Source organism: Streptodolium elevatio (genome assembly GCF_040649515.1).
GTDB lineage: Bacteria > Actinomycetota > Actinomycetes > Streptomycetales > Streptomycetaceae > Yinghuangia > Yinghuangia elevatio.
Genome location: NZ_JBEZFP010000034.1, coordinates 29,933 through 53,623, shown reverse-complemented (window position 1 = coordinate 53,623; position 23,691 = coordinate 29,933). Strand labels below are relative to the sequence as shown.

The 23,691-nt window shown below is 68.5% G+C and carries 17 protein-coding genes; 8 read left to right on the top strand and 9 right to left on the bottom strand.

The window, feature by feature from the left end; translation table 11 throughout:
* Positions 1 to 41 precede the first annotated feature (41 nt).
* Positions 42 to 422, top strand: a complete 381-nt coding sequence (locus tag AB0C36_RS15790; RefSeq protein ID WP_358354099.1) for a hypothetical protein — start codon at positions 42 to 44, stop codon at positions 420 to 422.
* Positions 423 to 539: 117 nt separating this feature from the next.
* Here AB0C36_RS15790 and AB0C36_RS15785 read toward each other — a convergent pair whose 3' ends face one another.
* Positions 540 to 1,046, bottom strand: coding sequence for a DUF1877 family protein (locus AB0C36_RS15785; protein WP_358354098.1), 507 nt, complete (start codon positions 1,044 to 1,046; stop codon positions 540 to 542).
* Positions 1,047 to 1,063: 17 nt separating this feature from the next.
* On the opposite strand from AB0C36_RS15785, the gene AB0C36_RS43230 reads away from it, so the two are divergent.
* Positions 1,064 to 2,005: a transposase gene (locus tag AB0C36_RS43230; protein ID WP_435839050.1), complete on the top strand. Its 942-nt coding sequence runs from the start codon at positions 1,064 to 1,066 to the stop codon at positions 2,003 to 2,005.
* A 155-nt stretch (positions 2,006 to 2,160) separates the two neighbouring features.
* The gene (locus tag AB0C36_RS15775; RefSeq protein WP_358354096.1) at positions 2,161 to 2,532 is read left to right on the top strand and encodes a hypothetical protein; all 372 of its coding nucleotides are present in this window, start codon (positions 2,161 to 2,163) and stop codon (positions 2,530 to 2,532) included.
* A 118-nt stretch (positions 2,533 to 2,650) separates the two neighbouring features.
* Here the strand turns inward: AB0C36_RS15775 and AB0C36_RS15770 are convergent, their stop codons facing one another.
* Positions 2,651 to 2,881, bottom strand: a complete 231-nt coding sequence (locus tag AB0C36_RS15770; protein WP_358354093.1) for a hypothetical protein — start codon at positions 2,879 to 2,881, stop codon at positions 2,651 to 2,653.
* A gap of 19 nt (positions 2,882 to 2,900) precedes the next feature.
* Here AB0C36_RS15770 and AB0C36_RS15765 point away from each other — a divergent pair, with 19 nt between their 5' ends.
* Positions 2,901 to 3,398, top strand: a complete 498-nt coding sequence (locus AB0C36_RS15765) for an HIT family protein (protein WP_358354091.1) — start codon at positions 2,901 to 2,903, stop codon at positions 3,396 to 3,398.
* Here AB0C36_RS15765 and AB0C36_RS15760 read toward each other — a convergent pair.
* From AB0C36_RS15760 to AB0C36_RS15750, 3 genes are read right to left on the bottom strand one after another with little or no spacing between them, the layout of a single operon-like run.
* Positions 3,346 to 4,125, bottom strand: coding sequence for a nucleotidyltransferase domain-containing protein (locus tag AB0C36_RS15760; protein WP_358354089.1), 780 nt, complete (start codon positions 4,123 to 4,125; stop codon positions 3,346 to 3,348). The two genes, AB0C36_RS15765 and AB0C36_RS15760, sit on opposite strands and share 53 nt — an antisense overlap.
* Positions 4,122 to 5,036, bottom strand: a complete 915-nt coding sequence (locus tag AB0C36_RS15755) for a class I SAM-dependent DNA methyltransferase (protein WP_358354086.1) — start codon at positions 5,034 to 5,036, stop codon at positions 4,122 to 4,124. Before AB0C36_RS15755 ends, AB0C36_RS15760 begins: the two co-directional genes overlap by 4 nt.
* A 44-nt stretch (positions 5,037 to 5,080) precedes the next feature.
* Positions 5,081 to 6,619, bottom strand: coding sequence for a pyridoxal phosphate-dependent decarboxylase family protein (locus AB0C36_RS15750; protein WP_358354084.1), 1,539 nt, complete (start codon positions 6,617 to 6,619; stop codon positions 5,081 to 5,083).
* Positions 6,620 to 6,806: 187 nt separating this feature from the next.
* Here AB0C36_RS15750 and AB0C36_RS15745 point away from each other — a divergent pair, with 187 nt between their 5' ends.
* Complete coding sequence (locus AB0C36_RS15745) at positions 6,807 to 8,105, top strand: helix-turn-helix domain-containing protein (protein ID WP_358354083.1); 1,299 nt, start codon at positions 6,807 to 6,809, stop codon at positions 8,103 to 8,105.
* 201 nt (positions 8,106 to 8,306) lie between these two features.
* Here AB0C36_RS15745 and AB0C36_RS15740 read toward each other — a convergent pair whose 3' ends face one another.
* Positions 8,307 to 8,396: an LPXTG cell wall anchor domain-containing protein gene (locus AB0C36_RS15740; protein ID WP_358354080.1), complete on the bottom strand. Its 90-nt coding sequence runs from the start codon at positions 8,394 to 8,396 to the stop codon at positions 8,307 to 8,309.
* On the opposite strand from AB0C36_RS15740, the gene AB0C36_RS15735 reads away from it, so the two are divergent.
* Entirely contained in the window at positions 8,395 to 8,880 is a 486-nt protein-coding gene (locus AB0C36_RS15735) for a hypothetical protein (RefSeq protein ID WP_358354077.1), read from the top strand. The genes AB0C36_RS15740 and AB0C36_RS15735 overlap by 2 nt on opposite strands.
* 203 nt (positions 8,881 to 9,083) lie before the next feature.
* On the opposite strand, the gene AB0C36_RS15730 is transcribed toward AB0C36_RS15735, so the two are convergent.
* Positions 9,084 to 12,653, bottom strand: coding sequence for a hypothetical protein (locus AB0C36_RS15730; protein ID WP_358354075.1), 3,570 nt, complete (start codon positions 12,651 to 12,653; stop codon positions 9,084 to 9,086).
* On the opposite strand from AB0C36_RS15730, the gene AB0C36_RS15725 reads away from it, so the two are divergent.
* Together AB0C36_RS15725 and AB0C36_RS15720 are read left to right on the top strand one after the other, a co-directional pair.
* Complete coding sequence (locus AB0C36_RS15725; protein WP_358354073.1) at positions 12,634 to 13,734, top strand: hypothetical protein; 1,101 nt, start codon at positions 12,634 to 12,636, stop codon at positions 13,732 to 13,734. The genes AB0C36_RS15730 and AB0C36_RS15725 overlap by 20 nt on opposite strands.
* Positions 13,735 to 13,891: 157 nt before the next feature.
* Entirely contained in the window at positions 13,892 to 20,566 is a 6,675-nt protein-coding gene (locus AB0C36_RS15720; protein WP_358354071.1) for an RHS repeat domain-containing protein, read from the top strand.
* Positions 20,567 to 21,521: 955 nt separating this feature from the next.
* On the opposite strand, the gene AB0C36_RS15715 is transcribed toward AB0C36_RS15720, so the two are convergent.
* Together AB0C36_RS15715 and AB0C36_RS15710 are read right to left on the bottom strand one after the other, a co-directional pair.
* Positions 21,522 to 22,319 carry a hypothetical protein gene (locus tag AB0C36_RS15715; RefSeq protein ID WP_358354069.1) on the bottom strand — a complete coding sequence of 266 codons (798 nt, stop codon included), beginning with the start codon at positions 22,317 to 22,319 and terminating at the stop codon, positions 21,522 to 21,524.
* Positions 22,320 to 22,713: 394 nt separating this feature from the next.
* Entirely contained in the window at positions 22,714 to 23,529 is an 816-nt protein-coding gene (locus AB0C36_RS15710; protein ID WP_358354067.1) for a DUF4253 domain-containing protein, read from the bottom strand.
* Positions 23,530 to 23,691 lie beyond the last annotated feature (162 nt).

Below are 23,691 nucleotides of genomic sequence, written 5' to 3'. Positions count from 1 at the left end.
TCGACGCCCACCGCCCGACACGGACTTCTTGGGGGGATACGATGACCGACCCGCACCGCGACGACCCGATGGAGGCGTACGCGCGCAGGCTCATCGAGGACAAGGCCGCCCACCTGGCCGAACTGGCCGTCCCGGCCGCCGACCGCGGCACGACACCCGACGAACTCGCCGCCCTAGCCCCCGTGGACCTGTCGTACGACGAAATCCGCCGCATCGCGGCCGGCGAACCGGACGCGGACCCCGAACCACCGCCGGACGCCACCGGCGCGGACGATGCCGCGCGCATCGCCGCCCACGACGGTTCCGCGCCCGCGCTGCGCCCCCTCAGCGACGCCCGGCGCCGCGCGCAGGACCCGGAGACCACCGACCACGTGCGCCGCGTCCTCGACCGGATCCTCGGCGACGACGCGGGGGAGCGGTGAGACGCCGCTGAGCGAAGTCGCCGTCGGTGGTCGGCGCCGTGTGGGCTGGCCGGGCATCTGGTAGGGGTTACGAGGCGTTAGCTTGCCGTTCAACCTCGTGATGGCGAGCGACCGGGTTCAGGCGTCTTGGTACGAGATCACCGCGTTGCCGGCTTGTGCGGCTTCCTGGAAGTAGTCGCGCAGTTCGAGGAGGCTGTCCACCAGGTACTCGGCCCAGTCCTCGTTGAACTCGGCGGAGAACAGGAGCTCCCGCACACGCTCGCGGAGGAGAGGTTGGCGGTCCAGGACCCACCGGTCCAGCGGTGCCTGGCCGAGGAAGTCGGCTGCGGTGCGGACCTCGTCGGGGACCAGGGCGAACAGTTCGACGCCGACGAAGCCGTACTCGGGGTGCTCCTCGCCTTCCCGTAGCAGCGTGCCGCCGAACAGCGGCAGCTCGGCGGCGGGATTGCTGGGCGCGGCCGTGGTCAGCGTGTAGTGCATCAGCGAGCAGCTGTTCTGCACGCTGATGGCCGGAGGCACCGGAGCGTCCGCCTCGCGCTGTCGGAGCACGTCCCACAGTTGCCGTGGCGACTTCGAGTCGACCCAATCGCCGGGGACCTGACGCCAGTAGTAGTCGATGCCCACCAGGGGACCTTTCGCGCGTGAGACTGAGCCGCGCGGCACGGTACACCTTCGGGCCGGCCTCACCTGATCTCTTCCGCAGGTGGGAACGACTGCAGTCGACGTCCTGGATCCTGCTGGCGTTCCCGCTGCCCGCCCCGAAGGACATCAGGATGACGCTGGCCGGCCTGTCCGCGTTCCGGTCCGAACTGCACGCGTGCTTCACCCGCAGAGCGAACGCGCTGTTCGAGCTGGCGGAGGCGGTGCTCTGCGCGGACGGTCCGGTCAGGACGCTGGTCGGACTGTCCCTTGCACCCGAGCACCGGCGCGGACACGGAGCGCTGTACGACGCCGTGAACCACGGTCGAATCAACGTCGGGCGCCTGCGGAACGCGCTGGCGCGGCTGCCGCTGCCCCAGGCCGCGGACGGCCGGATCGTTCTGGCAGTCGACGTCAGCCCGTGGCTGCGGCCGGACGCCGACACCAGCGAAGGCCGGTCGTTTTGCCACACGTTCGGGCGCGGCGAGGGTAAGCATCAGACGGTGCCCGGCTGGCCGTACTCGATCGTCGCCGCCGGGGGCCACCCCGCCGTCGACGCGGCCGCCGAAGTGTTCGCCGCCCTGGCCGCCCGCCACGCCCGGGAGGGAGCGGAGACGACCGCCGTCGAACTCGCCCGCCTCGACGAGGCCTTGCGTCTGCTCGCGGCCCAGTACGCGGCCGCCGTGTTGGTCGCCGTCGCCGCGGTGGTCTCCGGCGCCGACTCCCGGTGCCGAACCCCACACGACTTGCGGACGTCGACGCCCGCGCGGCCGCCCTGCACCGGGACTGCATCACCCCCGCACCGCCGCCGGTGCCCCGCGCCCGGCCCAGCCGACGTTCCCGATACGCCCCGCCGCCGATTCCCGAGATCGCGTCCAGGAGCGGCCGCTCGACTCCAATTGGGGACCTATACCGACGTCTCCCACCTCGTCATCGGTGCCTGACATGCGGCGCGAGACAGCTCCTGTCTGACCCGCCCCCTAGGCTCCATGCCGACGCCCGGACGACCGAGCGACCATTCTCGGTGAGCCCCCAGGGCAACCACACCATCAGCCACATCCGGTCCTCCCGGACCGCCTCACATTCCTAAGGACCCGCCATGGCTGTCAGCGACAGCGAACGCCACGACCAGCAGCGGTGGCACAAAGCGTTCGCCACCGCCCTGGCCGAAGAAGCCGGCGCGGTCCCCGGGCTGGTCTGCTACCGCACCGCCGACATCATGCCCGCCCTGCAGTGGGAGGACGACCCGCGCGGCGCGTACGACGCGTTCGCCGGCCTCGTGGTGGGCGGCCACGCCCCCGTCACCAAGACCACCGCGACGCTGCACTACCGCCGCGACCCCGCCGACGGCGAAGGCCCCTTCGAACGCGACGAGACGCCGCTGTCCACCCTGGACCTCGGCACCACCGACCCCCGCCTCACTGCCGCCATCCTGGTGACCTGCGCCCGGCACCACCGCACCACGCTGTAGAGAGGCCACAGGGCAGGGCCGCGACGCCGTCCGCAGACATACCGCACCCCGCCTGCCAGGCCGAACCCGAGGAGGGTCACCGGACCGGCCCGGCGTGCGATGCCGACGTTGCGCAACTTCACAGTTCCTCGGCGAGCATGTCACGTCCGTCGATGACCGCAACGTGCTCGAAATGACGGCCGTCGCGATCATCGCCTCCGGCAGCCCCGGCGCCGAGCCTGCCGCCGAGAGCTGAGCCCACCCGGTGCGTCACGCTGCCCCGATTCGCAGTCACTGCGGTGAATCTGGAGGCGACGAACAGGGCGGTAGTTCTACGCTGGACGTCCGGCGCCTGCAGCAGCGGGCGCACTTGCGTTTCGGGAGTCGGAATGAGTGTCGCGTCGCTGACCGCCGGTGTTGCTTGGCCGAGTGACTGGGCTGAGCGACGCGCCGGCCGCGGCTGCGCGATGTGCGGGAACGACGGTGCGGAGGACATCGGGGTCGCCGTGCTGGTCGGGCGGGGCAAGTACGTGGACGCGTACGCCAAGCGGAGTCGGGTCCGCGGATATGTGATGGCGATCTGGAACGGCCGCCACGTCGCCGAGCCGACCGAACTGAAGCCGGTCGAGGTCGCCGGGTACTGGACCGAGGTGACCGAGGTCGGCCGGATCGTCGAGGACGCTTTCGACGTCTGGAAGGTCAACTACGAGACGCTCGGCAACGCGCTGCCGCACCTGCACACGCACGTCATCCCCCGGCACCAGGAGGACCCGGCGCCGGGGGGACCGATGCCCGGCGAGTGGCTGGACGCCCCGCCGCGCAGCGGCGACGAGTTCAGCGCGGACCTGGCACAGCTTCGCTGGGCGTGGGAGCAGCGTCTCGGGTGACTGCGCCGGCGCGGCGGTAGTAGCCGCCGGCGTCGGGCGCGTTGAGCGCCCCGGACCGTGCGAGGGCTGCCAGGCCGCGGTGCAGCGTTGCGTACAGGGCGGGTCCTGGCTCCCAGCCGAGCCAGTCCTTGCCGCGTGACCCGTCCGGACCGACGAGCAGGCACGCCGCGGCGTCGGCCGCGGTGAAGTCCGGTGTGGTGCCGAGCAGGGCGAGCGCGAGCTGCGCGGTGGCGCGGTCGGCGGCCGCGGTGTGCCGACGGTAGGCGGTCAGGTCGCCGGCGAGGAACAGGTGCGGGCCTGAGAGCGCCGACAGGAACAGCCGCAGCCGGAATGGCTGCGCGTTGAGCACCTCCGGATCGTCGCTGACCGGGGTCACCGCCAGGTGCGGGGCGCCGAAGCCGACGAGGGCGGTGGCGTGGTCGATGTCGTCGAACGTGCCGCAGAGTTTGACGTCGTGCCGCACTTCGGTGTCGAGGTCCAGGCCCTCGCGCCGGTGCAGCTCGATCACCGCGTCGACGAGCTGGGCGCACGCTGTGGCGGGCGGTTGGTCATGGACGAACAGCAGATCCAGGTCCGAGGCGGCGCGGCCGCCGCCGTGGGCGTGGGAGCCGTAGGCGAGGGCGTACCCGCCGAGCCTGGTGTGGGCGGCGGCCAAGGCCACAGCGCACCGCAGCGCGCCCGTCGGCACGCCGTACTCGTGGACGCGGGTGGTCGGCGCGGCCGTCATCGCGGGTCGCCGGTGTCGGTCGCACGGAAGTGGAGCAGGTGCACGCCGCTGGGGATGACCACCTCGCCCGACGGCGCCACGGTGTGCTGGGCGACGAACGCGTCGACCGCGTCGCCGACTTTCCGGTCGTCCCGGAGCTGCGGGTGCCCGGCCAGGTGATAGTCAGTCATCCACGCGCGCGCCGCCTCGGCGTCGGCCGCGCGCACCGTTCCGGGCAGACGCAGCGCGGTCAGCCGGCCGCGGCCGGCTTCCTCGGCGGCGTGCAGTCGGTCGGTCAGGACCGCGCGGGTGTGGGCGCGGCCGGTGCCGGGGAACGCGGCGAGGCGTTCCCACATCCGCGTGACGAGGCGCTGCTCGGGCGATTCGGAGTCGAAGTACAGCACCAGGAGGTGGCCACCGGGGGCAAGGAGGTCGACCAGGTCGTCGACGAAGCGGCGGGCCGCGCGGTCGGCGGCGGGCAGGTCGGCGACAGTTTCCACGCCGTCGGGGGTGGTGCGCTCGTAGAAGCTGCCGAGGGGGTAGTTCAGCGACCAGAAGGCGCCGATGACGTCGAACCGTGCCGCTTCGGACCGCAGTTGCCTGACGGCGGATGCGGCGTCGGTGGTCAGCGTCCGCGCGTCGGGGAACGCCCGCGAGAACGCCGTGATCATTTCCGGACTCGGGTCGACGCCGGTCACCGCGTGGGCGTGCGGCGCGAGCGCGTAGGTGACGCGCCCCGCCCCACATCCCAGGTCCAGCACATCGAGGCGCCGGCTGTCCGGGTTGAGGTCGGCCAGGGTGCGGGCCACCAGCTCGACATCGGTGACCGGCTCGGCGGTGCCGGGCACGCGGTAGCGGTGGACGGGCAGGACCCGGTCGTGCAGGGCCACGTCGCGGTAGACCGCAGCGAGGTCGTCGGTGATCTGGGGCATGGGTGGTTCCTCCTCGCGAGACAGGGGGCGAAGGCGGGGAACGGTCAGGGCGTGTCGTGGAGGCGGCCCAGGCGGGCGACCTCGCCGACCAGTTCGGCGAGGTGGTCGGCGGTGGTGCGGGCGTTGCCGCCCAGGAACCGCAGCGGCCACACCTCCGCGCCGGGCGCCACCCGCCCCCCGTCGGCCAGCGAGAACTGGTGCAGGTGCCACCGGCCCTCGCGCAGCACCTGGTCGTGGATCGCCCGGTTGACGCGGTTGAGCCGCTCCACGTCCGGCCGCGCCGGATCGTGGCCGGACGGCAGATAGGCGAACACCACCGCGGTCAGGTCCGGGTCGTGCAGCCGGGCCAGGCGCGGGTGCGTGTCGACGAGCGCGGAGAACGCCGCGACCGTGTCGAGGCGGTGCTCGGCCATCGCCGCCAGCCCGGCGCGGCCGCGGGCGCGCATCATCGCCCACAGCTTCAGCGACTCCCACGCCCGCGACCCGGTGAACGGGGTGACCTGCCCGAACGCGAACGTCTCGCGCATGATCAGGTCCGAGTAGGTGGTGATGGTGCGCAGCACGCCCGGGTCGCGCACCAGCAACGCGGACAGGGTGTAGGGGACTTCCATGACCTTGTGCGCGTCCACCGTGATCGAGTCGTACAGCTCGATCCCGTCGATCTTGTGCCGGAGCCGGTCGGTGAACGCGCACAGCAGGCCCCAGCACGCATCCGCGTGCAGCCAGATCCCGGGGTCCTGCCCGCGGACCACGTCGTGCACGGCCGCCAGGTCGTCGACGGTCTGCGTGCGGCTGTCCCCGGCGTAGGCGACCACGCCCATCACCTCGCCGCGGTGCGCGCGCAGCGCCCGCCGCAGCGCCTCCAGGTCGTAGCGGTAGCCCGACACCGGGACTTCGAGGAGCGACTCGCCACAGCCGATCCACGCCAGCGCGCCCTTGACGCTGTAGTGGCCGATCCCGGCGGGGACGACCAGCTTGAACCGGCCGGGGTCGCGCACGCCGTCGCGCATCGTGCCCGGGCCCGCGTGCTCGCGGGCCAGCATCATCGCCACCGCGTTGCTGCCGGTACCGCCCTGCGTGACGACACCGCCGACGTCCCACACGTCGGCGACCTTGCCCACCGGCGGATTGGCGTAGCCGACCAGGTCGCGCAACCACCGCAGCACCGCGACGTCGACGAACGTCGCAGACGGCGAGTCGAAGGACTGATTGATCAGGTTCTGCTGCGCGAACACCGCCAGCACCGCGCCGGCCAGCGCCGCCACGTCCGCGCCGGTGTCGGCGAACCCCGCGAACCTCGGCGACGCCTCGTTCTTGCAGTACGGCAGGATTCGTCGCCGTACCTCGTCCACCACCGCCGCGGCGTCGACGGAGCCCTCGGGGAGGTCGTCCACGATCAAGTCGCGCAGCTCCTCGGGCGTCACCCGCGGGGCGTCGTAGATGTCCTCGCGGACCTTCACGTCCACACCGGTGCGCAACGCGCCCGTCAGCAGGTCGAGCACCTGGTCGCGGTTGTCAGGGGTGAGCACCGCGGCACCGGGGGCGACTCCCGCACCCTGCGCGGCGGTAGCAGATCGGATCATCGAACGCCCTCCTCGACGACGGGCCCGCACCGGGCCCCGGGCCCCCAGCACAGCGCCCCCCGCCCCGTGCGCGGCGCCAACGTGCAGGCCCTGCAACGCCGTTGCGTACTGTGCAAACGACCTCGACACACCGTGATCGCGTGGCTACGGTGGGCGGGACACCCGTGCGCCCCCGAGAGGGGTAGTGATGACCGCACCGGATCCGATGTGGAGCAGCGCACAGGCACGCGGCCTCGCCGAGCACGGCGACATCGGCGGTCTGATCCGCCTCGGTCGCGAAGCCCGCGGATGGCACCTCAAAGACCTCGGCGACGTCCTCGGGTTCTCCGCCTCCGCCCTGTCCCGGATGGAACGCAGGCGCGCGGGCGGCGAGATCGCCATGCTGCGCCGCGCCGCCCAAGCTGTCGGCATGCCCCGGCATGTCCTCGCCACAGCACTGGGGGTAGCGGACCCACTACCCGCTAAGGTGGCAAAGGCCGCCGCAGGGCGAGCGGAGGAGGATCCGATGCGCCGTCGTCAACTGCTGACCGCGTCCCTGGCGGTGCCCGCCGCGGCGTTCCTGAAGGTCGACGACGCTCTCGCCGCGATCCCCGACCCTGCCGGGCTGGCCACCGCCCAGGACGTCACCGCCCGCCTCGCCCGCGCCCGGGCCCTCTTCGACGCCGGCGACCACGCCCGGCTCGTCGCGAACGTGCCCGACCTGCTCGCCGCCGCACACGCCGCCGCCCGCGACGCCCGGCCCGAGGACTACGGCCGACTGGCCGCCTGCTACGACCTCACCACCGAAGTCCTCACCAAGATCGGACGGCACCCGGCCTCACGCAGCGCCGCCGACCGCGCGACCGTGTACGCGGACCTGTCCGGCTCACCCCTCGCCGCCGCCTCCGCCGCCCGCCAACTCGCCATCCTCCTGCGCCACCAAGGCGAGAAAGCCGCCGCGCAACGCCTGACCCTGCAGGCCGCCTCCCGGATCGAGGCCACCGGCCTGACCCGCCCCGCCGAAGCAGAGGCGTACGCGCAGATGCTGTGCACCTGCGCGTACACCGCGGCAACCAACGGCGACCGCGCCACCGCACACGAACTCCTGCGCGACGCCGAGCACGCCGTACGGCGCGTCCCCGACGCCGCAGACACCCGCGCCCGCAGCGGCACCGTCAACCATGCCTCCGTGCAGCTCTACGCGGTCGGCGTCCACTGGAGCCTCGGCGACGCCGGCACCGCGCTCGCCATCGGGCGCGGACTGCATCCCGGGCAGTTCCCCACCGCCGAGCGGCGCGGCCGGCTCCACACCGACCTTGCCCGCGCCTGGCACCAACGGGGCCGCCCCGAAGAGACCGCCACCGCGCTGCGGGCCGCCCTCCGCGAGGCCCCCGGCGAAGTACGCGACCGCCCCTCAATCCGAGCCATCGTCACCGAACTCCATCAACGCCACCCTCATGCCGTCGGCGTTCGTGACCTGGTCGCCGCAGTAGGTCGCCCCGCTTAGGCTCCCCGTCGCTCCGGCAGCGAATGCCTCGGCCCCGGATGTGACCATCCGGGGCCGAGGGCTATCGCGCTGCAGAGGCCACAGGCAGGCCCACAACGCCGTCCGCAGACTTACCGCCGCCCGCCTGCCCGGCCGAACCCGAGGAGCGTGACCGGACGGGTCCGGTGGGTGTGCGACGCCGCGGTGCGGTCGAGCGGTCCGCTAGTGGTCGGCGCGCCGGCGCTTGGCGAGCAGCAGCGTGCCTGCCCCGGCGGCCAGTACCGCTGCGCCGGCGACCCCGTAGAGCGTCATGTCGGAGTCGGAGCCGCCGGCGGCGCACCGGCGCGCGGAACTCCTGCTGGAGGCGTGCTGCGTGACCGCGGTGCGGCACCGCGACGCGGCCGCGCAGGTGTCGGCGTTCCCGCACGACTACCGCCCGACCGGGGCGGTGGTGTTTGCGTGCCTGCTCTACCTGACGGGCCGCGCGGACGCCGCCGCGTTCTGGTGGCGCTACGCCGCCGGTGCCGAGGACCCGCACGCGGCACGGCTGTTGGCGCTGTACTACGGGGCGATCGCCGATCCGGTCACCGCGGCCGCGTGGCAGGACCACGCGCAGCCGCCGCCGGTGCGGACCAGGCCGCCGCGGCAGCCTCGCGCTTGGCACCGCCGCCGTGACGCGGCGGCGCTGGTCGCGTCCGCGGAACCGGCGATCCGGGTTGTCGCGGACGACCCGGACTGCGGGGAGGTGTGCTTGCCGGACGACGACCTCGGTCTGATCCTCGCCGCTTGTCGCTGATGGATGGCGCCCGGCGCCGGCGAAAGCACCGACCGGCGGTGTGTGGCTGAACGCGCACCGGCGGTCCGCTGGCTCCCGAACCTCAGGGGGCCAATGTCGAGCCGACCGGTCAGGCCATGACGTAAGCGGGGCCGGGCAGAACGACGTAGACCTGACCACGCGGGTGCCCGAGCATTCCTCAGGCGCCCGCGTGGTGTGGTCGGTCAGTTGGGGTGGGCGGTGACGGCTCCGGTGGCGGCGGTCCAGATGAGGTAGCCGTTCTGGAAGTTGCTGCGTTTGCCGCCGGCGACGTCGAATTCGTTGCTGGTGGGGTAGCCGAGCCAGCTGCGTTCCCAGCCGATGGACGCCCAGTGGGTGCGGATGGCGCCGACGACGGCCCAGGCTCCGGTGCTGGGGTGCCAGTAGATGCTGGAGTAGGTGCTGAAGTGGTTGAAGTAGCCGACTCCGTCCGGGGTTTTGGTGTCGTCGATGGTGGGGTAGCCGAGGTTGGTCTCCCAGCCGAGTTCGGCCCAGCGGGTGCGGATGGCGCCGCCGATGGAGTGGGCTCCGGTGTTCGGGCTCCAGTAGACGGACACGCCGCCCTTGCTGAAGTGGTTGAACCAGCCGATGCCGTCGGGGGCGCCGGTCTCGTCGTTGACCGGGTAGCCGAGGGTGGCGACGTGGCCGCGTTCGATGTACTTCAGGTGGATGTCGTTGAGGACGTAGTAGGCGCTCTTGCCGCGTTCGGCGTAGATTCCGCCCTTTTGGAACAGGGAGTACCAGCCGGCGGTGCCGTCGGCGTACTCGTCGGCGACGGGGTAGCCGAGCAGTCCCCTCTCCCAGTTCAGCGAGGCCCATTTCTTCAGGAGGGTGCCCTGGACGAGGGCGGCGCCGGTGTTGGGGTGCCAGTAGATGACGGCGTTGTCCTCGGTGGCGCCTGCGGTGCGGAAGTAGGTGTACTTGCCGGCGCCGTCGGGTGCGGTGAGGGTGTCGGTGACCGGCTTGTACGCGCCGGAGGGTCCGCCGAGGTCGAGGTACTTGGCCAGGACCGGGCCGCACAGGTTCTTGGTGCCACCGGTAGCGCCGGGGAACGTCTGGCAGAAGTTGAGGTTGTCGCCGCCCATGTCGCTGCGTGGGCCGTGGGCGGTGCGGCCGCCGGCGTAGAGGTAGCGGGTGCCGGCGGTGTCGGAGGCCCACAGGTCGGGGATGTTGTCGCCGGTGACGTCCGGGGTCGCTTGCAGGTGGGGGAACTCGGTGAGCTTCCATCCACTGGTGCCGTAGACGGTCTTGTCGCCGCCGCCGAGCGCAGCGAGGTTGGTGCCGCCGCCCTGTTTGGCGCCGAGGCGCAGGTAGAGCTTGCCCTCGGTCTTGTGGCGCATGATCAGGTCGTAGGCGCCGTCGCCGCTGATGTCGCCCGCGGTGTGGATGGTGTAGTCGGCCCATCCGCCGGTACCGATCTTTGCTGCGGAGAGCATGGTGGCGCCGGTGTACCCGTTGAAGGCCCACAGGTCCGCCCCGACGACGGCGAGCATGTCGGGCAGGCCGTCGCCGGTGGCGTCGCCGAGCGCGAGGATCTGCGTGAGCGCGGACGGCGCCGGTGACCCTGGGGGGAGGAGCAGTTCGATGCGGGCGGCGGTGTCGACGGCGCCGCGGCCGTTGCCGGGGTAGACCCACAGTTTCCCGTCGGGCATCCGCGCGATGAGGTCCTGGAACCCGTCCGCGCCCCACCAGTCGCCGTGGTAGGTGGTCAGGGCGTTGGTGAAGTACCCGGCAGGGACCTGGTTGTGCACGTTGCCCGCGCCGTCGTCGGTGCGGGTGCCGTTGATCGGCTTGTTGAGCTTCCCACCGGAGAACGACGGGAACACCTGCAGGTCGCCTCCCGCGTTGACCAGGGCGAGGTCCGGCTTCTGGTCGCCGGTGAAGTCCATCGGCCCGTCGACCTGGTCGCGCGGCTCCACGAAGAAGCTGTAGACCGTCTGCCCGGACCAGTTGCCGACCTTGTCGATCGCCTTCACGTACAACTGCGCGGGCCCGGCGTGCGCGGGAGTCGCGCGGATGGTGGAGGCCTTGCCGGGTGCGGGGGCCTTGACCCGGTTCTGGAAGTTGTTCGTGTCGAAGCTGTAGGCGTACTCGAGGGTGTCTGCGGTGCCGTTCGCACCGAACGTGAACTCGCCGAGGGTGCCGTACTCCGCGCCCTCGGGCCACGCCGCATCCGAGCCCGCCTTGTACTGCGGCGAGGTCACCGACGGAGCGTTGGGGGCGGACTTGTCGACCTTGAACCGGCACGGGTTGTTGATCGCGCCGGGGAACCCGGTGGGGCCGGCGAACAGCCCGGAGCTGTCGTGCGGATCGAACGTGTAGGCGTACGTCGACCCGTCCCTCAACCGGGTGTGGAGGATGTCGTAGTTGATCCAGCCGTTGCCTGCCAGCGGGGCCCAGTCGTCGAAGATGCGTACGCCGGTGGTCTCGTCCCAGATCCGCATGAACACCCCGTCCAGGTTGCCGTCCGGGTCCGCGTTGTGGGCGTAGATGCGCACGTCGTTGTCGGCGATCACGTTGCCTGCGTCGGTGCGGCACGCCCCTCCCGGGGAGGTGCCGATGGCGCCGGAGTGCCACGGCGGACGGTTGTAGACGATCTCCATGCTCGGATTGACCGCGAACTTCTTCCACGCGAACGTGTCGTTCTCGTTCTGCGCCTTCAGCACGAGCGTCACGTCGCCCCACCCGCTGTCGCGGGCCATGGTCGCGGCGTTGAGGGTGTTGAACGCCAGGTAGTCGCCGGGGCAGTTCGCGTTGTAGCCCTTCGCGGCGTTCACCGACTGCTGGAGGATGCCCGGGGCGGGCTTGTTCGTCCAGGTGGTGCCCTCGTTGATCGGGCCGGTGTGGTGCAGGTCCACCGCGCGGGCCTGGCACGACCACGCGTGGGTCTCCAGGATCCGGAACGTCGACGAGCTGAACACCGCCCCGGCCAGCAGGTTCGGGTCGAACGACATCCGGAAGAACGACTGCGCGGTGCCGCTGGTGTCGTTCTCGTGCCCGATCCGGGCGGTGGTGGTGCCGCCGTTGAAGTTCGCGCCCATCCAGAAGGAGGAGTTGGGGAACTTCTTGTACGCCAGGGTCCACCCGGCCTGCTTCGACCAGAACGACGGGTCCACGAACACCGGGAACACCGTCTCGGATGAGGTCAGCAGCCCTTGGTCCGGCGTCAGGCGTAGCACGTTCCCGTCCAACCGCGAGGCCACCACGGCCTCACGCGTGCCTGGCTCCGGGCCACCCAGCCCTGGTAGCGCCAGCGTCCCGGACACCGGCGGCATCGCAGGTCCGGACGACGATGGTACGGGTGTAGGGGAGGTGTCGGACGGCCCGGAGGGAGCAGAGGCGGAGTCGGCCGGCGTGGTCGGTGTTGCGGGGGGCTGGGAGAGCGCGGCTTCGCGTTCGGCCCAGCGGCTGGTCGGGGTGTGGCCGGAGGAGTCCCACATAAACGGCGTCGGCGACGCCGCCACCACCCCACCGGCCGCGTCGACCGCACGCACAACACCGGACTCGGCATCGTGGGTGAACCACAGCTCCGCGGAGGACAGTTGGTAACCCAGCTGTGCGACCTGCGGGCTGCCCGCGGCTTGGCGGTCCTTGACCACAAGCACCTGGGAGAACCCGCCGTCCCGCGCCGTCAGCACCAGGTCCACCCCGGGAAAGACCTCCGGGTATAGAGCCCGGTCCCCGGCCACCTCCGCGGTCGGCAGCGCCCCGTTCGGCCACATCAGCGTGAACGACTTGCCTTCCGGCGACGTCATCCGAAGCAACGCGCCTGGCGGCAAAGCATCATTCCCAGCGGCGAGTTCTGCGGTCGCGGCATCGTCCGACGACGCGGTTGCGGCAGGGGATGTGGGCTGTGTCGGAACAGACGCGGTCGGCGACGCCGTCACCACCGGGACATGGGCGCTCTCGCCTGTCTCGGGCAGTGACGGCATCGTGTCTGGTTCGGCTGGCGGCGGAACAGAACTGGCCGGTGTCGGCGCAGCTGACGGGTCCGCAGCCGACAGGCGCGGCGGCGCGTTCCGGGCTGCCGCGCCGACCGGAACCGACGCGGCCGAACCACCGGCGCCGAAGACGAGTTTCGTCGTCGTCGACCGTGTGGCGAACCCGCCTGGCACCGCTGTCAGCGTCGTGTCGACGTCCGTCCACCTGGTTCCGGCCTTCACCCGGATAGGCAGCACGTGCTGCGTCCAGGTGAACGACCCGTCCGGGTTCGCCATCGTCGTGCTCGTCGCCGTCAACGACGTCTCCACGCGCACGGGTTGCCCCGTCACTCGGGCACGGCGCTGGGCCTCGTTCTCGTCGATCGGCGCAGGGCCGGCAACCGATGCACCGTCGCTGTTGCCTTCGTCGTCGACCAGTACGGTCAGCGTGCCGACCCCCAGCGCAGACGCGACGACTGCGGCGACAACCGCCCCAGCCCGCTTACCCGGCCAACTGCCAGGCCACAGAAAACGCTTGGCCGACAACGACAAAGCCCCCGCCCCCTTCGTCAAGGGACATCACCGGCGCATCCGTGATGTCAACGTGAAAATCCCCACCCAAGGTCAACTGCGGACCTGCCCACCCCGCCTGGCGCCGCTTTCGCGGGAGACGGCACGCCACCTGCACCCGGAGCCACAAAGGAAGAACGAATGCAACAGGGCGCAACGAACTCAGGACCAGAGCACCAAGGCATCAAGTCAACAAACCCGCCGCAAGTCTCGCGGTGAGTCCTATCGCCTCCACAGCGTGCCGATCAAGGTCTGTCCGTGGCGTAGAACTCGCCAAGGAGCGCTTGTTCCAGCCAAGTTTCGATCAATCTGCGCCCGATTTACGACGAACAAAAAGAAAATATAGAATAATTCGGGCAACCGGAACGGCTGGATCTCGCGTGCGGTCCACCAAGATCTCAATCTGATCATTGCCAGGGAATCGACTTATCGGCCAAGATCAGCGCCACTCGTGTGGGCTGGGGGGCATTCGCTGTGCCCGGGGTCTTTGGGGGCTATTCCACGTGTTCGGTCTTGGGTTTGCGGTGCGCTGGCGCGGATTTCGCCGTTTCGCCGACGGCGGCGTGCGTGAAGTCAGGCGTCCACTGCGACTGATCGCGGTCTCGACCGCGGCGTTGCTCACGGTGACGCTTGTTCCCGCTGAGGCGTTCGCAGGCCGGAGCAACCCGGCCCGCACCGAAGTCGAGCTACCCGAACTGCAAAAGGACATAACCGTTCCGGGGGCTGACAGTACGGCCACCTTCCAGATGCCGGTCGCTCCCGGGACTCAAGAGGAATACGCTCCCACGCGTATCACCCCAATCGATGGCGGAACGGACCATATCGTCCTCAACGCAGGCGGCACACAGGGTGTAGCTCCGAACTCGGCGACCACCGTGGAGACGTCGTCGACCGACATGCAGCAGGTCGCTTCGCTGCCCCTGTGGGTCGGCCCAGCCCAGACGGCAACGCCGTCCGGAGTCCAGGCGAGTGTCACCACGACGGCGGAGACCACAACGGCATCCGGGACATGGACCGTCACCGTGCCCACTCGCGCGGAGACCGAGGCCGCTGGCATCGACGGCGTCATCATGAAGCTGGAGCCGTCGCCCGACGCGACGCCCGTCGATCTCAAGCTCAAGTACGAAACTTTCGAACAGCTCTACGGCGCTGGCTGGGGATCCCGCTTGCGCTTCGTGCGGCTTCCCGAGTGCTTTCTGACAACACCCGAGGTGGCGGGTTGTTCGGAAGCGGTGGAGGTCCCCTCTGCCAACAACGGCACCACCAACGAGGTCACCGCCTCTGTAGCAGCACCCGATTCGCCAGTGGCGACTGCTCAGGCAGATAGCGAAGCAGTCACCTCGGCCACGGCCTCAACGGGGGGTGCCATGGTCTTGGCTGCTGTGGGTGGTGAATCCGGCGAAGCCGGCAACTACAAGGCCACCTCGCTGCAGCCGTCCGGTAAGTGGACCGCTGGCGGCTCGTCCGGCGGGTTCGCCTGGTCGTACCCGATCACCACACCGCCGACTGCTGGCCTTAAACCCTCGGTGTCTCTGAGCTACTCGTCGCAGTCGGTGGACGGACGCACATCGACGACCAACAACCAGGCATCTTGGGTGGGCGACGGCTGGGACTATCATCCCGGCTTCATAGAGCGCACTTACCGCAGTTGCGTGGACGACAAAACAGGAAGTAACACCACCAAGAAGACGGGTGACCTTTGCTGGGGCAGCGAGAACGCCGTCATGTCACTCAACGGATCTACCGTGCCCCTGGTCAAGGACGACGCCTCCGGTGTCTGGAAGCCGCAGCGTGACGATGGCACCCGCGTCGAGCAGAAGTTCGATACAACCAACGGGGACGACAACAACGAGTACTGGCTCGTCACCACCCCGGACGGCACCAGATACCACTTCGGTCTCAATCGGCTGCCTGGCTGGGTGCCTGGGAACCCGACCACGGAATCCGCCTGGACAGTCCCTGTGTTCGGCAATCAAGCCGACGAGCCCTGTCACCAGGCGATCTACGAGAACTCAGCGTGTGACCAGGCGTGGCGCTGGAACCTCGACTACGTCGAGGACACCCGCGGCAATGCCATGGCCATGTACTGGAAGCAGGAGAAGAACTGGTACGCCAAGGCCGGCAAGACCGACCAGCCCAAGCCGTACGTGCGCGGCGGTTGGCTAGACCGCATCGAGTACGGCCTGCGTAACGACGCGGTGTACACCAAGCCCGCCGCCGCGAAGGTCTCCTTCACGGTCGACGAACGCTGCCTGCGCACACCAGAGTTCGACTGCTCGGATGCCAAGTTCACCAAGCACAGCGAAGACGGCCTGCACTGGCCTGACGTCCCGGTCGACTCCATGTGCAAGGAGACCGGCAAGTGCATGGTCAGCGGGCCGACGTTCTGGACGCGCAAGTGGCTGACCACCATCACCACTCAGGTCGCCACCGCCCCCGGTGCGAACACCTACCGCCCTGTTGACTCGTTCGAGCTCAAGCACAACTTCCTCGACGCCCAGTACGACACCAACCCGCCGGCATGGCTCGACTCGCTTCAGCGCACCGGGCACGCACCCGACGGTGCCCTCGCATCGCTGCCCCCGGTCACCTTCCACGCGAACGCGGCCGCGATGCCCAACCGTCAGACCGGACCGGAAGACAACCGTCCGCCGTTCCTCCGGCTGCGCGTCGCGAAGATCTTCACTGAGACCGGCGGCGGCATCGTCGTCACCTACTCCGAGCCTGACTCTGCCTGCGTCCCTGGTGTCACCAAACCCGCCCCGGAGAACAACACCACGCGCTGCTTTCCCGTCTATTGGGCACCGGACGGCCAAGATGATCCGACCAAGATCGAGTGGTTCAACAAGTACGTCGTCACCCAAGTCTCTGAGGAAGACTTCGTCACGGGGGCCCCTCGCGTGCTCACCCGCTACGAGTACTTGGGCGGAGCGGCATGGGCCAAGGACGACAGCGAGTTCGCCAAGCCTGGGCACCGCACATGGAGCGAATGGCGCGGCTACGCCCACGTACGAACCATCACCGGAGAAACCGATAGCAATCTGCGCACCGCGGCAGGACGCAAAGAGACTCGCTATTTCCGAGGCATGCACGGCGACCCGCTGCCCAAGGACCCTTCTGGGAACAATGCAACTCGGTCCGTCCAGGTAAACGATTCCACAGGGGCCTTCGTCGCCGACGACCTACTGCCGTACCAGGGCACGGCGGTTGAGGTCATCACCTACTTGGAGAACGCGGCCGCACCTGTGGTTGCCGTGCGTGAGGTCTCCATTCCCCGCGCTCAGGAAACGGTCAGCCGCGCCCGAATCGACCTACCGGCACTCACGGCCTATCGGCTCGGTTTGGCATCCATCCGAAAAACTGAGTCGATCAGCGACCCACTGCAACAGCGCATTGTTCCCGGTGGTCCAACACGCACGACCGAGTCTGTGACGCTCAGCTTCGACTCAGCATCCGGTCGACCTCACCAAGTCGAAGACCGCGGCCTCATAGACCCCGCGAATCCCAACAACCCCGACTTCGCGGGCGACGAACAGTGCACTGTCAGCACGTATGTGAACAGCACCAGCGCCAACATCATCGGCGCGGTTGCGCAGGTCCGAACAACAACAGGTTCGTGCGCGGACGCTGCCACGGCAGGCCCCGAACGCGTGGTGAGCGACGTACAGACCTTCTACGACGGGCACGACGACCTGCGTGCATCGCCGCTGAAGGGACAGGTGTCATCGACCAGAATGATCGACGGCGCCGGCAGCACGCACGTTCAAACCGCCGCCACGGAATACGACATCTACGGACGCATCAAACGCCTGACCGACGCCAGCGGCGGTGTCACCAAGACCACCTACACCCCGGCGGACAGTAGCAGCGCAACTCTGGTGACAGTCACCAACCCGCTCCTTCATGAGTCCAGTTCAACGATGGAGCCCGGGCGCGGGCAGGTCGTATCGACTGCTGATGCCAACGGCCTGATCGTAAGAACGGCCTATGATCCTCTTGGACGACAAACCGCTGTATGGAAGGCCTCTCAACACCAGGCCGGTGCCGCAGCGAACGTGCGTCACACGTACGTGGTTTCCGCCGACCGCGCTACGTCTGTTAAGACTGAGACACTGCGTGACGACGGAACCTACGGGGTCACCACGACGCTGTACGACGGACTGCTACGACCCCGACAGACCCAGACGGAGGCAGTCGGCCCAGGACGGCTGATCACTGACAACCTCTACAACGGCAGCGGGGGTGTGCGGAGAAACAACACCGCGTACCTGGCCGCAGGCGAGCCGGGCACCGCCCTGTATATCCCCATAAGCAGCACAGAGATCCGGACGTGGATCGAGTCGACGTACGACGGCCTCGGCCGGGTGACAAGAGCCGAGCTTTGGTACGGAGGAGCGCAGTCGCCCAGCCGGGTCACAGAAAAGCGTTACGGCGGAGATCAGACGACGGTGATCCCGCCGCCCGGAGGAACGGCTTCGCGGACTTGGACGGACGTTCACGGCCGGACCACACGCATCGATCAATTCACGAACGCCGCCCGGACGACATACTCCAGCACCACCTACGCATACGACATTCGGGGCGATCGCATCAGAGCGACCGACCCTGCAGGCAATATTTGGAAGTGGAAGTTCGATGCCCGAGGACTCATGGTCGAGTCCGAGGACCCGGATAAGGGCATCACGACGTTCTCTTACGACAACGGCGGACGTCTGATTGGTTCAACCGACGCTCGAGGCAACACGCTAGCCACCACTTACGACGCCGTTGGGCGTAAGACCACGTTGCGCGCGAGCGACCGGTACGGTCCCAAACTCGCCGAATGGTTCTATGACACGGCCCCTGGCGGGATCGGCCAACTGGCGAAGTCCGTGCGCTATGACGGCGCCGACCAATACGTCAACGCAGTCACCGGTTACGACCGCGAGTACCGACCGCTTGGCACCGCTGTGACGATCCCCGACAGCGCGGGCGCTCTCAAGGGGACGTACACCACCACTCAGACTTACACCCTGACCGGGAAGGTCGCCGAGGTTTCGCTGCCGAGCGCTGGCGGTCTCCCGACAGAGCGCGTCGTCACCCGCTACAGCTCGGACGGCCTTCCGATCTCCACCTCTGGGCACTCGTGGTACACGTCAGACGTCATCTACAGTCCCTATGGAGAGGTACTGCGAACCCAGTCGGGTGCCGCCCCGACGCGGCTGTGGACGACCGCCACCTACGACGAGCACACCGGCCAAATCCTGAGCTCGACAACGCATCGGGAAGCCGGGCCGTACCTCGTCGGAGAAACACGATATCGGTACGACAAAGCAGACAACCTCACCTCGATCAACGAGCGAACTCCCGGTCCTAACGGGGGAATCGTCGAAGACTTCCAGTGCTTTGCCTTCGACACACTGCGTCGCATGACCGAGGCGTGGACCTCGACGAACCAGTGCTCAACCGGCCCGACGACCGGGCCCAGCGGGAGCGTCGGCGGCCCGGACGCGTATTGGACCTCGTACACCTTCGATGCGTTGGGCAATCGTCTCACCGAGAAGAGTCACGCACCGAACGGCGACACGGCTGCGGACTCACTGCGCACTTACACCTATCCGCCAGCACCGAGCGGGAACAAACACCAGGTGAGTTCGGTGGCCTCCAGTGGGCAGACGCCGAGCACCGGAAGCTACACGTACGATGCCGCCGGCAACACACGTAGTCGCACCATAAACGGGCGTGAACAGCAGCTCCTGTGGGACACCGAAGGCCGCCTGGAGCGTGTCAGTGAAGATTCGGACAACACCGAGTACATATACGACGCGGATGGAAACCGCCTAATCGGCCGAACCGCGAGCTCTGCTGGAACCGTCAGCACGCTTTCTCTGGGACACACTGAAGTAATCGCCTGGAGTGATGGGACGATAACGGCAGAGCGCTACTACGGCCACCCTGGGGCGCCGACCGCCGTCCGTACCAGCGGACCGCAAGGGACGCTTACCTTCCTTATCACCGATCATCACGGGACCGCGACGACCGCCGTCGGCGCCTCCGCTGGAATGCCCGTACTACGCCGGAAGTCCATGCCTTTCGGGCAGCAGCGCGGCCAAGTCCCGAATGTATGGCCGGGGACTCGCGGATTCGTGGGCGGGAAAACGGACACTAGCACTGGCCTGACGCACCTGGGCGCCCGTGAATATGATCCCGGCCTGGGGCGCTTCATTAGCGTCGACCCGATTATCGACATCACCGATCCACTGCAAATGCAGGGCTACGGATATGCCAACAACAATCCGGTGTCGCTAAGTGATCCCACCGGCCGGTCGTGGTTCGATTCCATCGTTGATTCAATCAACGAAGTTGCATCCAGGGCAATCGATCAGAGCAACAACAAGCAGATCAGCATGGGCATGCGCAATACGCCCGGCACCGTAGATACGCCAGCGGGGCCCAAGAGCGTGATCTACGACGGCAACGGCGTTCCCCACAAAATCGCCACGGATGGCGACAATGATCATTCCCGTGCGGCCTTCGCCTACCTGCAAGAGGAACTAAAAAATTCAGGAAGGTCCCTGAATGCAGGAAATGGCTATCAGCTCTTCTATCAGGAAGACGCCAAGCCACTCGTGCCCAAGGGCTACGTCCGAGATGCGAACGGGAACCGCGTAATAACAGGGACCACGTCGGACTTCATACTGGTGGAATGGCGAAATGGGAAAATTGTAAACGTCTTGTCGATGGACGCAACGACCACGAAGCCTGGCACATCGGTCACACACTCGGCTCAAACGGTAACCGGCAAGCTTCCTGAGAACTCAAAACATCAGGCGCACGCTGTCGTATTCGTGTCGGCGGATCTCAACCAAGCCCGAGAGTTGCATGCGCACCTGGGTGGAGACCCGCGCGTTCGCATCATCGTGCCTGACGGATCATTCGACAGCGGAAGCTGGGCCTCCCAGTTCAATGGTCCGGAGAATCCGCGCGCGAAACCTCCCACAAAGGGCGGCGGGGCGGCCTCGGGGCCCGTCCTAAGGGGGCCCGGCAGACTCAACACTCTCAACGGCGTGGGCGCGGGGATACTGTGGATCGACAATGTCTACAAGTACGGCGTCGTCGATGGCTCCGTAGAGACGTTTCTAAATGTGGTCGACCCATTCTGCTTGGTTTCATGTCCGAAACCGCGAGAGTGGGCGTGACCAGGGGGGAAGCCCGTGCGCCAGCACCCTGCGACAAGCAAGGCTCTACCTCCGCTAGGACTGCGTGAGGAAGCCAGCCCAGCGCAAGCAGTCCGTACTCGGGCGGACCGAGTGACAAGCCGTTCGCAACGGTCGCGACGAAGGTTCGGTAGGGGTCTGGCAACACCACCGCGTGCTTCGTCTCCCATGCCAAGACCGCGGGCCAGCCCAGCAGAGGTTCGCGCCAAGCCTCCCGAAAGGCTGCGGCCAGGTCGCGGACGGCGGCAGGGGTCGGGTGTGGTGTCTGCTCTGTCATGCGAACGATCTATATCGCGCCTGCCCGACAGGGTTTCACCGGGGCCGCGCACCAGGATCGCGGTGGCACCGAACCCCGGGTGAGTCGGGCGTGCTGAGATCCCTGCCATCGGCCCGCCGACCGACCGGTCGGCGGGCCGTCCGCGGTTCAGGTGACGCGGCGGATGGGGGGCGATGTCGGGGACTCCGCCGACAGTGCTGGGGCGGGCGGCCTCAGGGCTTGCCAGCAGCGCGACGATGGTGATCGGCTGGCGGCAGTGCGGGCAGTCCCGGGTGGCAGCGGGCTCCAACGGGTCCCGGACCAGGGCCTGTTGGCGGGACAGCGTGCTCCGCGCAAGCTCCGCGGCCGGCCCCAGGTTCGCGAACACCGCAGAAGGCACAGACGGAACTCGTGTTGCGGGTGTTGGTCGAGCATCTTGCCCTTCCTGATGGCCGTCTTGCAGGACCCTGGTCGGATCAGGACGACCACCACGATGCTGTCGGTGAACTACTCAGCCCGATCGACGAGTTCTTCGTATGCATCGCTGAACATTCGAGGATTCGCCCGTGACCGCCGCTGGCGGGTTCACTGTTTCGATGCCCGAGCCCGCTCCGGCGACGGGCGGGATCGTCTCTCCAGACGGCGCTCCACCTCTGCGCCGAGGAGTACCACGAGCCCGCGTCAGCAGTGGCAGCCAATGGAGATCAGGAGGGTGTCGCCCGGTACGCCCAAAAGGTAGTCCGTGGCTTCTATCGCGTAGAGGTCACGCCAGCTCAGCTTAGGGTCCGGAGGCGGCGGTGCCTCCGCGTACCCGGAGCCGCCGTCCTGGTCAAGCCAGCGGCCGTCCAGGGTGAGGAGGGCCTCGGTGACGATGATGTGAACGGTGCTCTTGCTGAGATAGGCGGCCTGGCCGCCAGCAAGTTGCAGCACCGGGTCCTCGACCCAAATGAAAGGGTCGGCCGACTGGCTGAACGGTACCGCGAATCGTCCCTGCAACTCGGCATGGGCTCTGACGAACGGCTGAGCCTGATAGTCAGCTAGGCACCGCGCGTACGGATAGCCGTCGGGGTCGGCGAGGCTGCGGGCTTCGAAGGCGCTCAATGGCTCGGCGGGAGGGTGGGCTGCCGCGAGTTCGGCCAGGATGCTCCAGGATGCTTCGGCGTTCCGCTCGGCTTCGGCCAGTGGGGTTGCGAAGTCGATGAGTTCGCGGGGGCCGCCCCCACATCTGCCAGGTAGCGGTGGAGGGAGCGGGCTGCCGTCCCAACGGGTCGTCCGGTGTACGAGTCGGGGATCACTATCGTGACCGGCGAGCACCGGCAGCCCCGAGTGGTCGCTCTCGCGGATCCACCAGTCGTCCAACATCCATGTCTCTTCAGGCCCCTCCGCGATGCGGTACGGCGCGAGCGCAGACTCCAGTGCCACATCCACATTCGAGCGCGCCTGGGGAGGCAAGCAGACGATCGCGCTGAATTGGGCCATGTACGACTCACCTTCGTGCAGGGACGAAAGCCAATCATGCCGGAGCGGCGGGCTCAACAGTGTGTGGGCCCCGCAGGACCGGGGGACGAGTGTGCCGGTCGCCGTGGCGGGACACCGCGCCGTGGTGACCGGTCCGCCGGGCCTGCTCGGTCTGCCCGCCACGCCCGCGACCGTCGCGGCTTTGCCTGCGCGGCCCGCGGACTCCGCGCCGGAGCCTGGAAGGACGGGGCCACGACGTGCTGATGGAGCGTCAGGACAATGACCCGGGCGCGGGCACACACAACGGCGCGTGACCCATCACCCCCACCCCGTTGCGCCGTCAACCCTCTGTCACGATGTGAGCCAGAGCCCGAGATTTGAAGTCGGGCACCGCTGTCGCGGTATGGGTGGCTGGTCAGTCCCACCAGAATGACCAGCGTCGTGCCCCCACGAGGGTGTCCGCGTAGTGGCGAATGGTTCGAGTGCTGCGGGTGCCTTGCCAGATGTTGTCCGGGCAGAAGGCGTAGTGCTCCGCGGCGACGGCGAGCGCCTCGTCGGCGGACCGGGGCGGTGCAGAGACGGCCACTTCAAGCTGGTCGAAGGACACGGCGACGAGTCGAGTTCCGAAGCGCTCTTCCCAGGAGCGCAGGACTGCGGCGAACACGGCGACGTCGTTGTCGTGGTTGAGGGAGCCGGTCCAGCCGATCGCGGTCAGGATGTCGGCGCTGCGCCGCGCGTCGACCAGACCGCCTCGGGGTTCGACGAACCACTTGCTGCCGACCAGGTCGTCGACGAATTCGGCTGCGGCACTGTCCGCATCGGCGGTCGACGCGGGAGCCAGCCCCGGCCAATTGGCGCCGAAAGGGGCGATGGTCTTGTCGTTCGCTCGGACCAGGTCGGCAGGATCGTCAGCGTCGGGCATGCAGGAATCCCAGAGCCTGCCCAGGACGTCGTCGGGGTCGTGGTCGCCGGGGGCGGACGCATGGCTGTGGTCGAGTTCGCTGCGCCAGTCTCCCCAGAACACGACCGGTTGCAGCCCGGTCGCCTGTGCGGCGGCTTCCAAACGTGTCCAGATGCCGGCGCCGACGACGTCGTCGGTGTGCCAGAGGAACGGCGGACGCGGCCCCTCGAAAGTTCGGTCGACGACTGTTCCCGGAGGCAGGTCGAGTCCGAGGGACCGGCCGGTCGGGTCGCTCGCCAGGACTGCCAGAGGATCGTGGTGCATCGTCATGCAGGGGACCCTAATGCGGGCCACTGTCAGTGCAGCCGACGGCCCCTCGGGCATCATGACGATCTCGTCGCTGCTCGCGGCACGTTGGGCCAGGACGTCCTGCCGCGATGCCCAGATCAGCCTCGCGGCCGCGCTCACCAGCAGCATCACGCTGAGCCATAC

What these genes read in the sequence shown, in the direction of transcription:
- AB0C36_RS15790 (WP_358354099.1), top strand. Translation starts at nt 42, where the DNA reads ATGACCGACCCGCACCGCGACGACCCGATGGAGGCGTACGCGCGCAGG.
- AB0C36_RS15775 (WP_358354096.1), top strand. Translation starts at nt 2,161, where the DNA reads ATGGCTGTCAGCGACAGCGAACGCCACGACCAGCAGCGGTGGCACAAA.
- AB0C36_RS15765 (WP_358354091.1), top strand. Translation starts at nt 2,901, where the DNA reads ATGAGTGTCGCGTCGCTGACCGCCGGTGTTGCTTGGCCGAGTGACTGG.
- AB0C36_RS15760 (WP_358354089.1), bottom strand. Translation starts at nt 4,125, where the DNA reads ATGACGGCCGCGCCGACCACCCGCGTCCACGAGTACGGCGTGCCGACG.
- AB0C36_RS15755 (WP_358354086.1), bottom strand. Translation starts at nt 5,036, where the DNA reads ATGCCCCAGATCACCGACGACCTCGCTGCGGTCTACCGCGACGTGGCC.
- AB0C36_RS15750 (WP_358354084.1), bottom strand. Translation starts at nt 6,619, where the DNA reads ATGATCCGATCTGCTACCGCCGCGCAGGGTGCGGGAGTCGCCCCCGGT.
- AB0C36_RS15745 (WP_358354083.1), top strand. Translation starts at nt 6,807, where the DNA reads ATGACCGCACCGGATCCGATGTGGAGCAGCGCACAGGCACGCGGCCTC.
- AB0C36_RS15735 (WP_358354077.1), top strand. Translation starts at nt 8,395, where the DNA reads ATGTCGGAGTCGGAGCCGCCGGCGGCGCACCGGCGCGCGGAACTCCTG.
- AB0C36_RS15740 (WP_358354080.1), bottom strand. Translation starts at nt 8,396, where the DNA reads ATGACGCTCTACGGGGTCGCCGGCGCAGCGGTACTGGCCGCCGGGGCA.
- AB0C36_RS15730 (WP_358354075.1), bottom strand. Translation starts at nt 12,653, where the DNA reads ATGACGTCGCCGGAAGGCAAGTCGTTCACGCTGATGTGGCCGAACGGG.
- AB0C36_RS15715 (WP_358354069.1), bottom strand. Translation starts at nt 22,319, where the DNA reads ATGGCCCAATTCAGCGCGATCGTCTGCTTGCCTCCCCAGGCGCGCTCG.
- AB0C36_RS15710 (WP_358354067.1), bottom strand. Translation starts at nt 23,529, where the DNA reads ATGACGATGCACCACGATCCTCTGGCAGTCCTGGCGAGCGACCCGACC.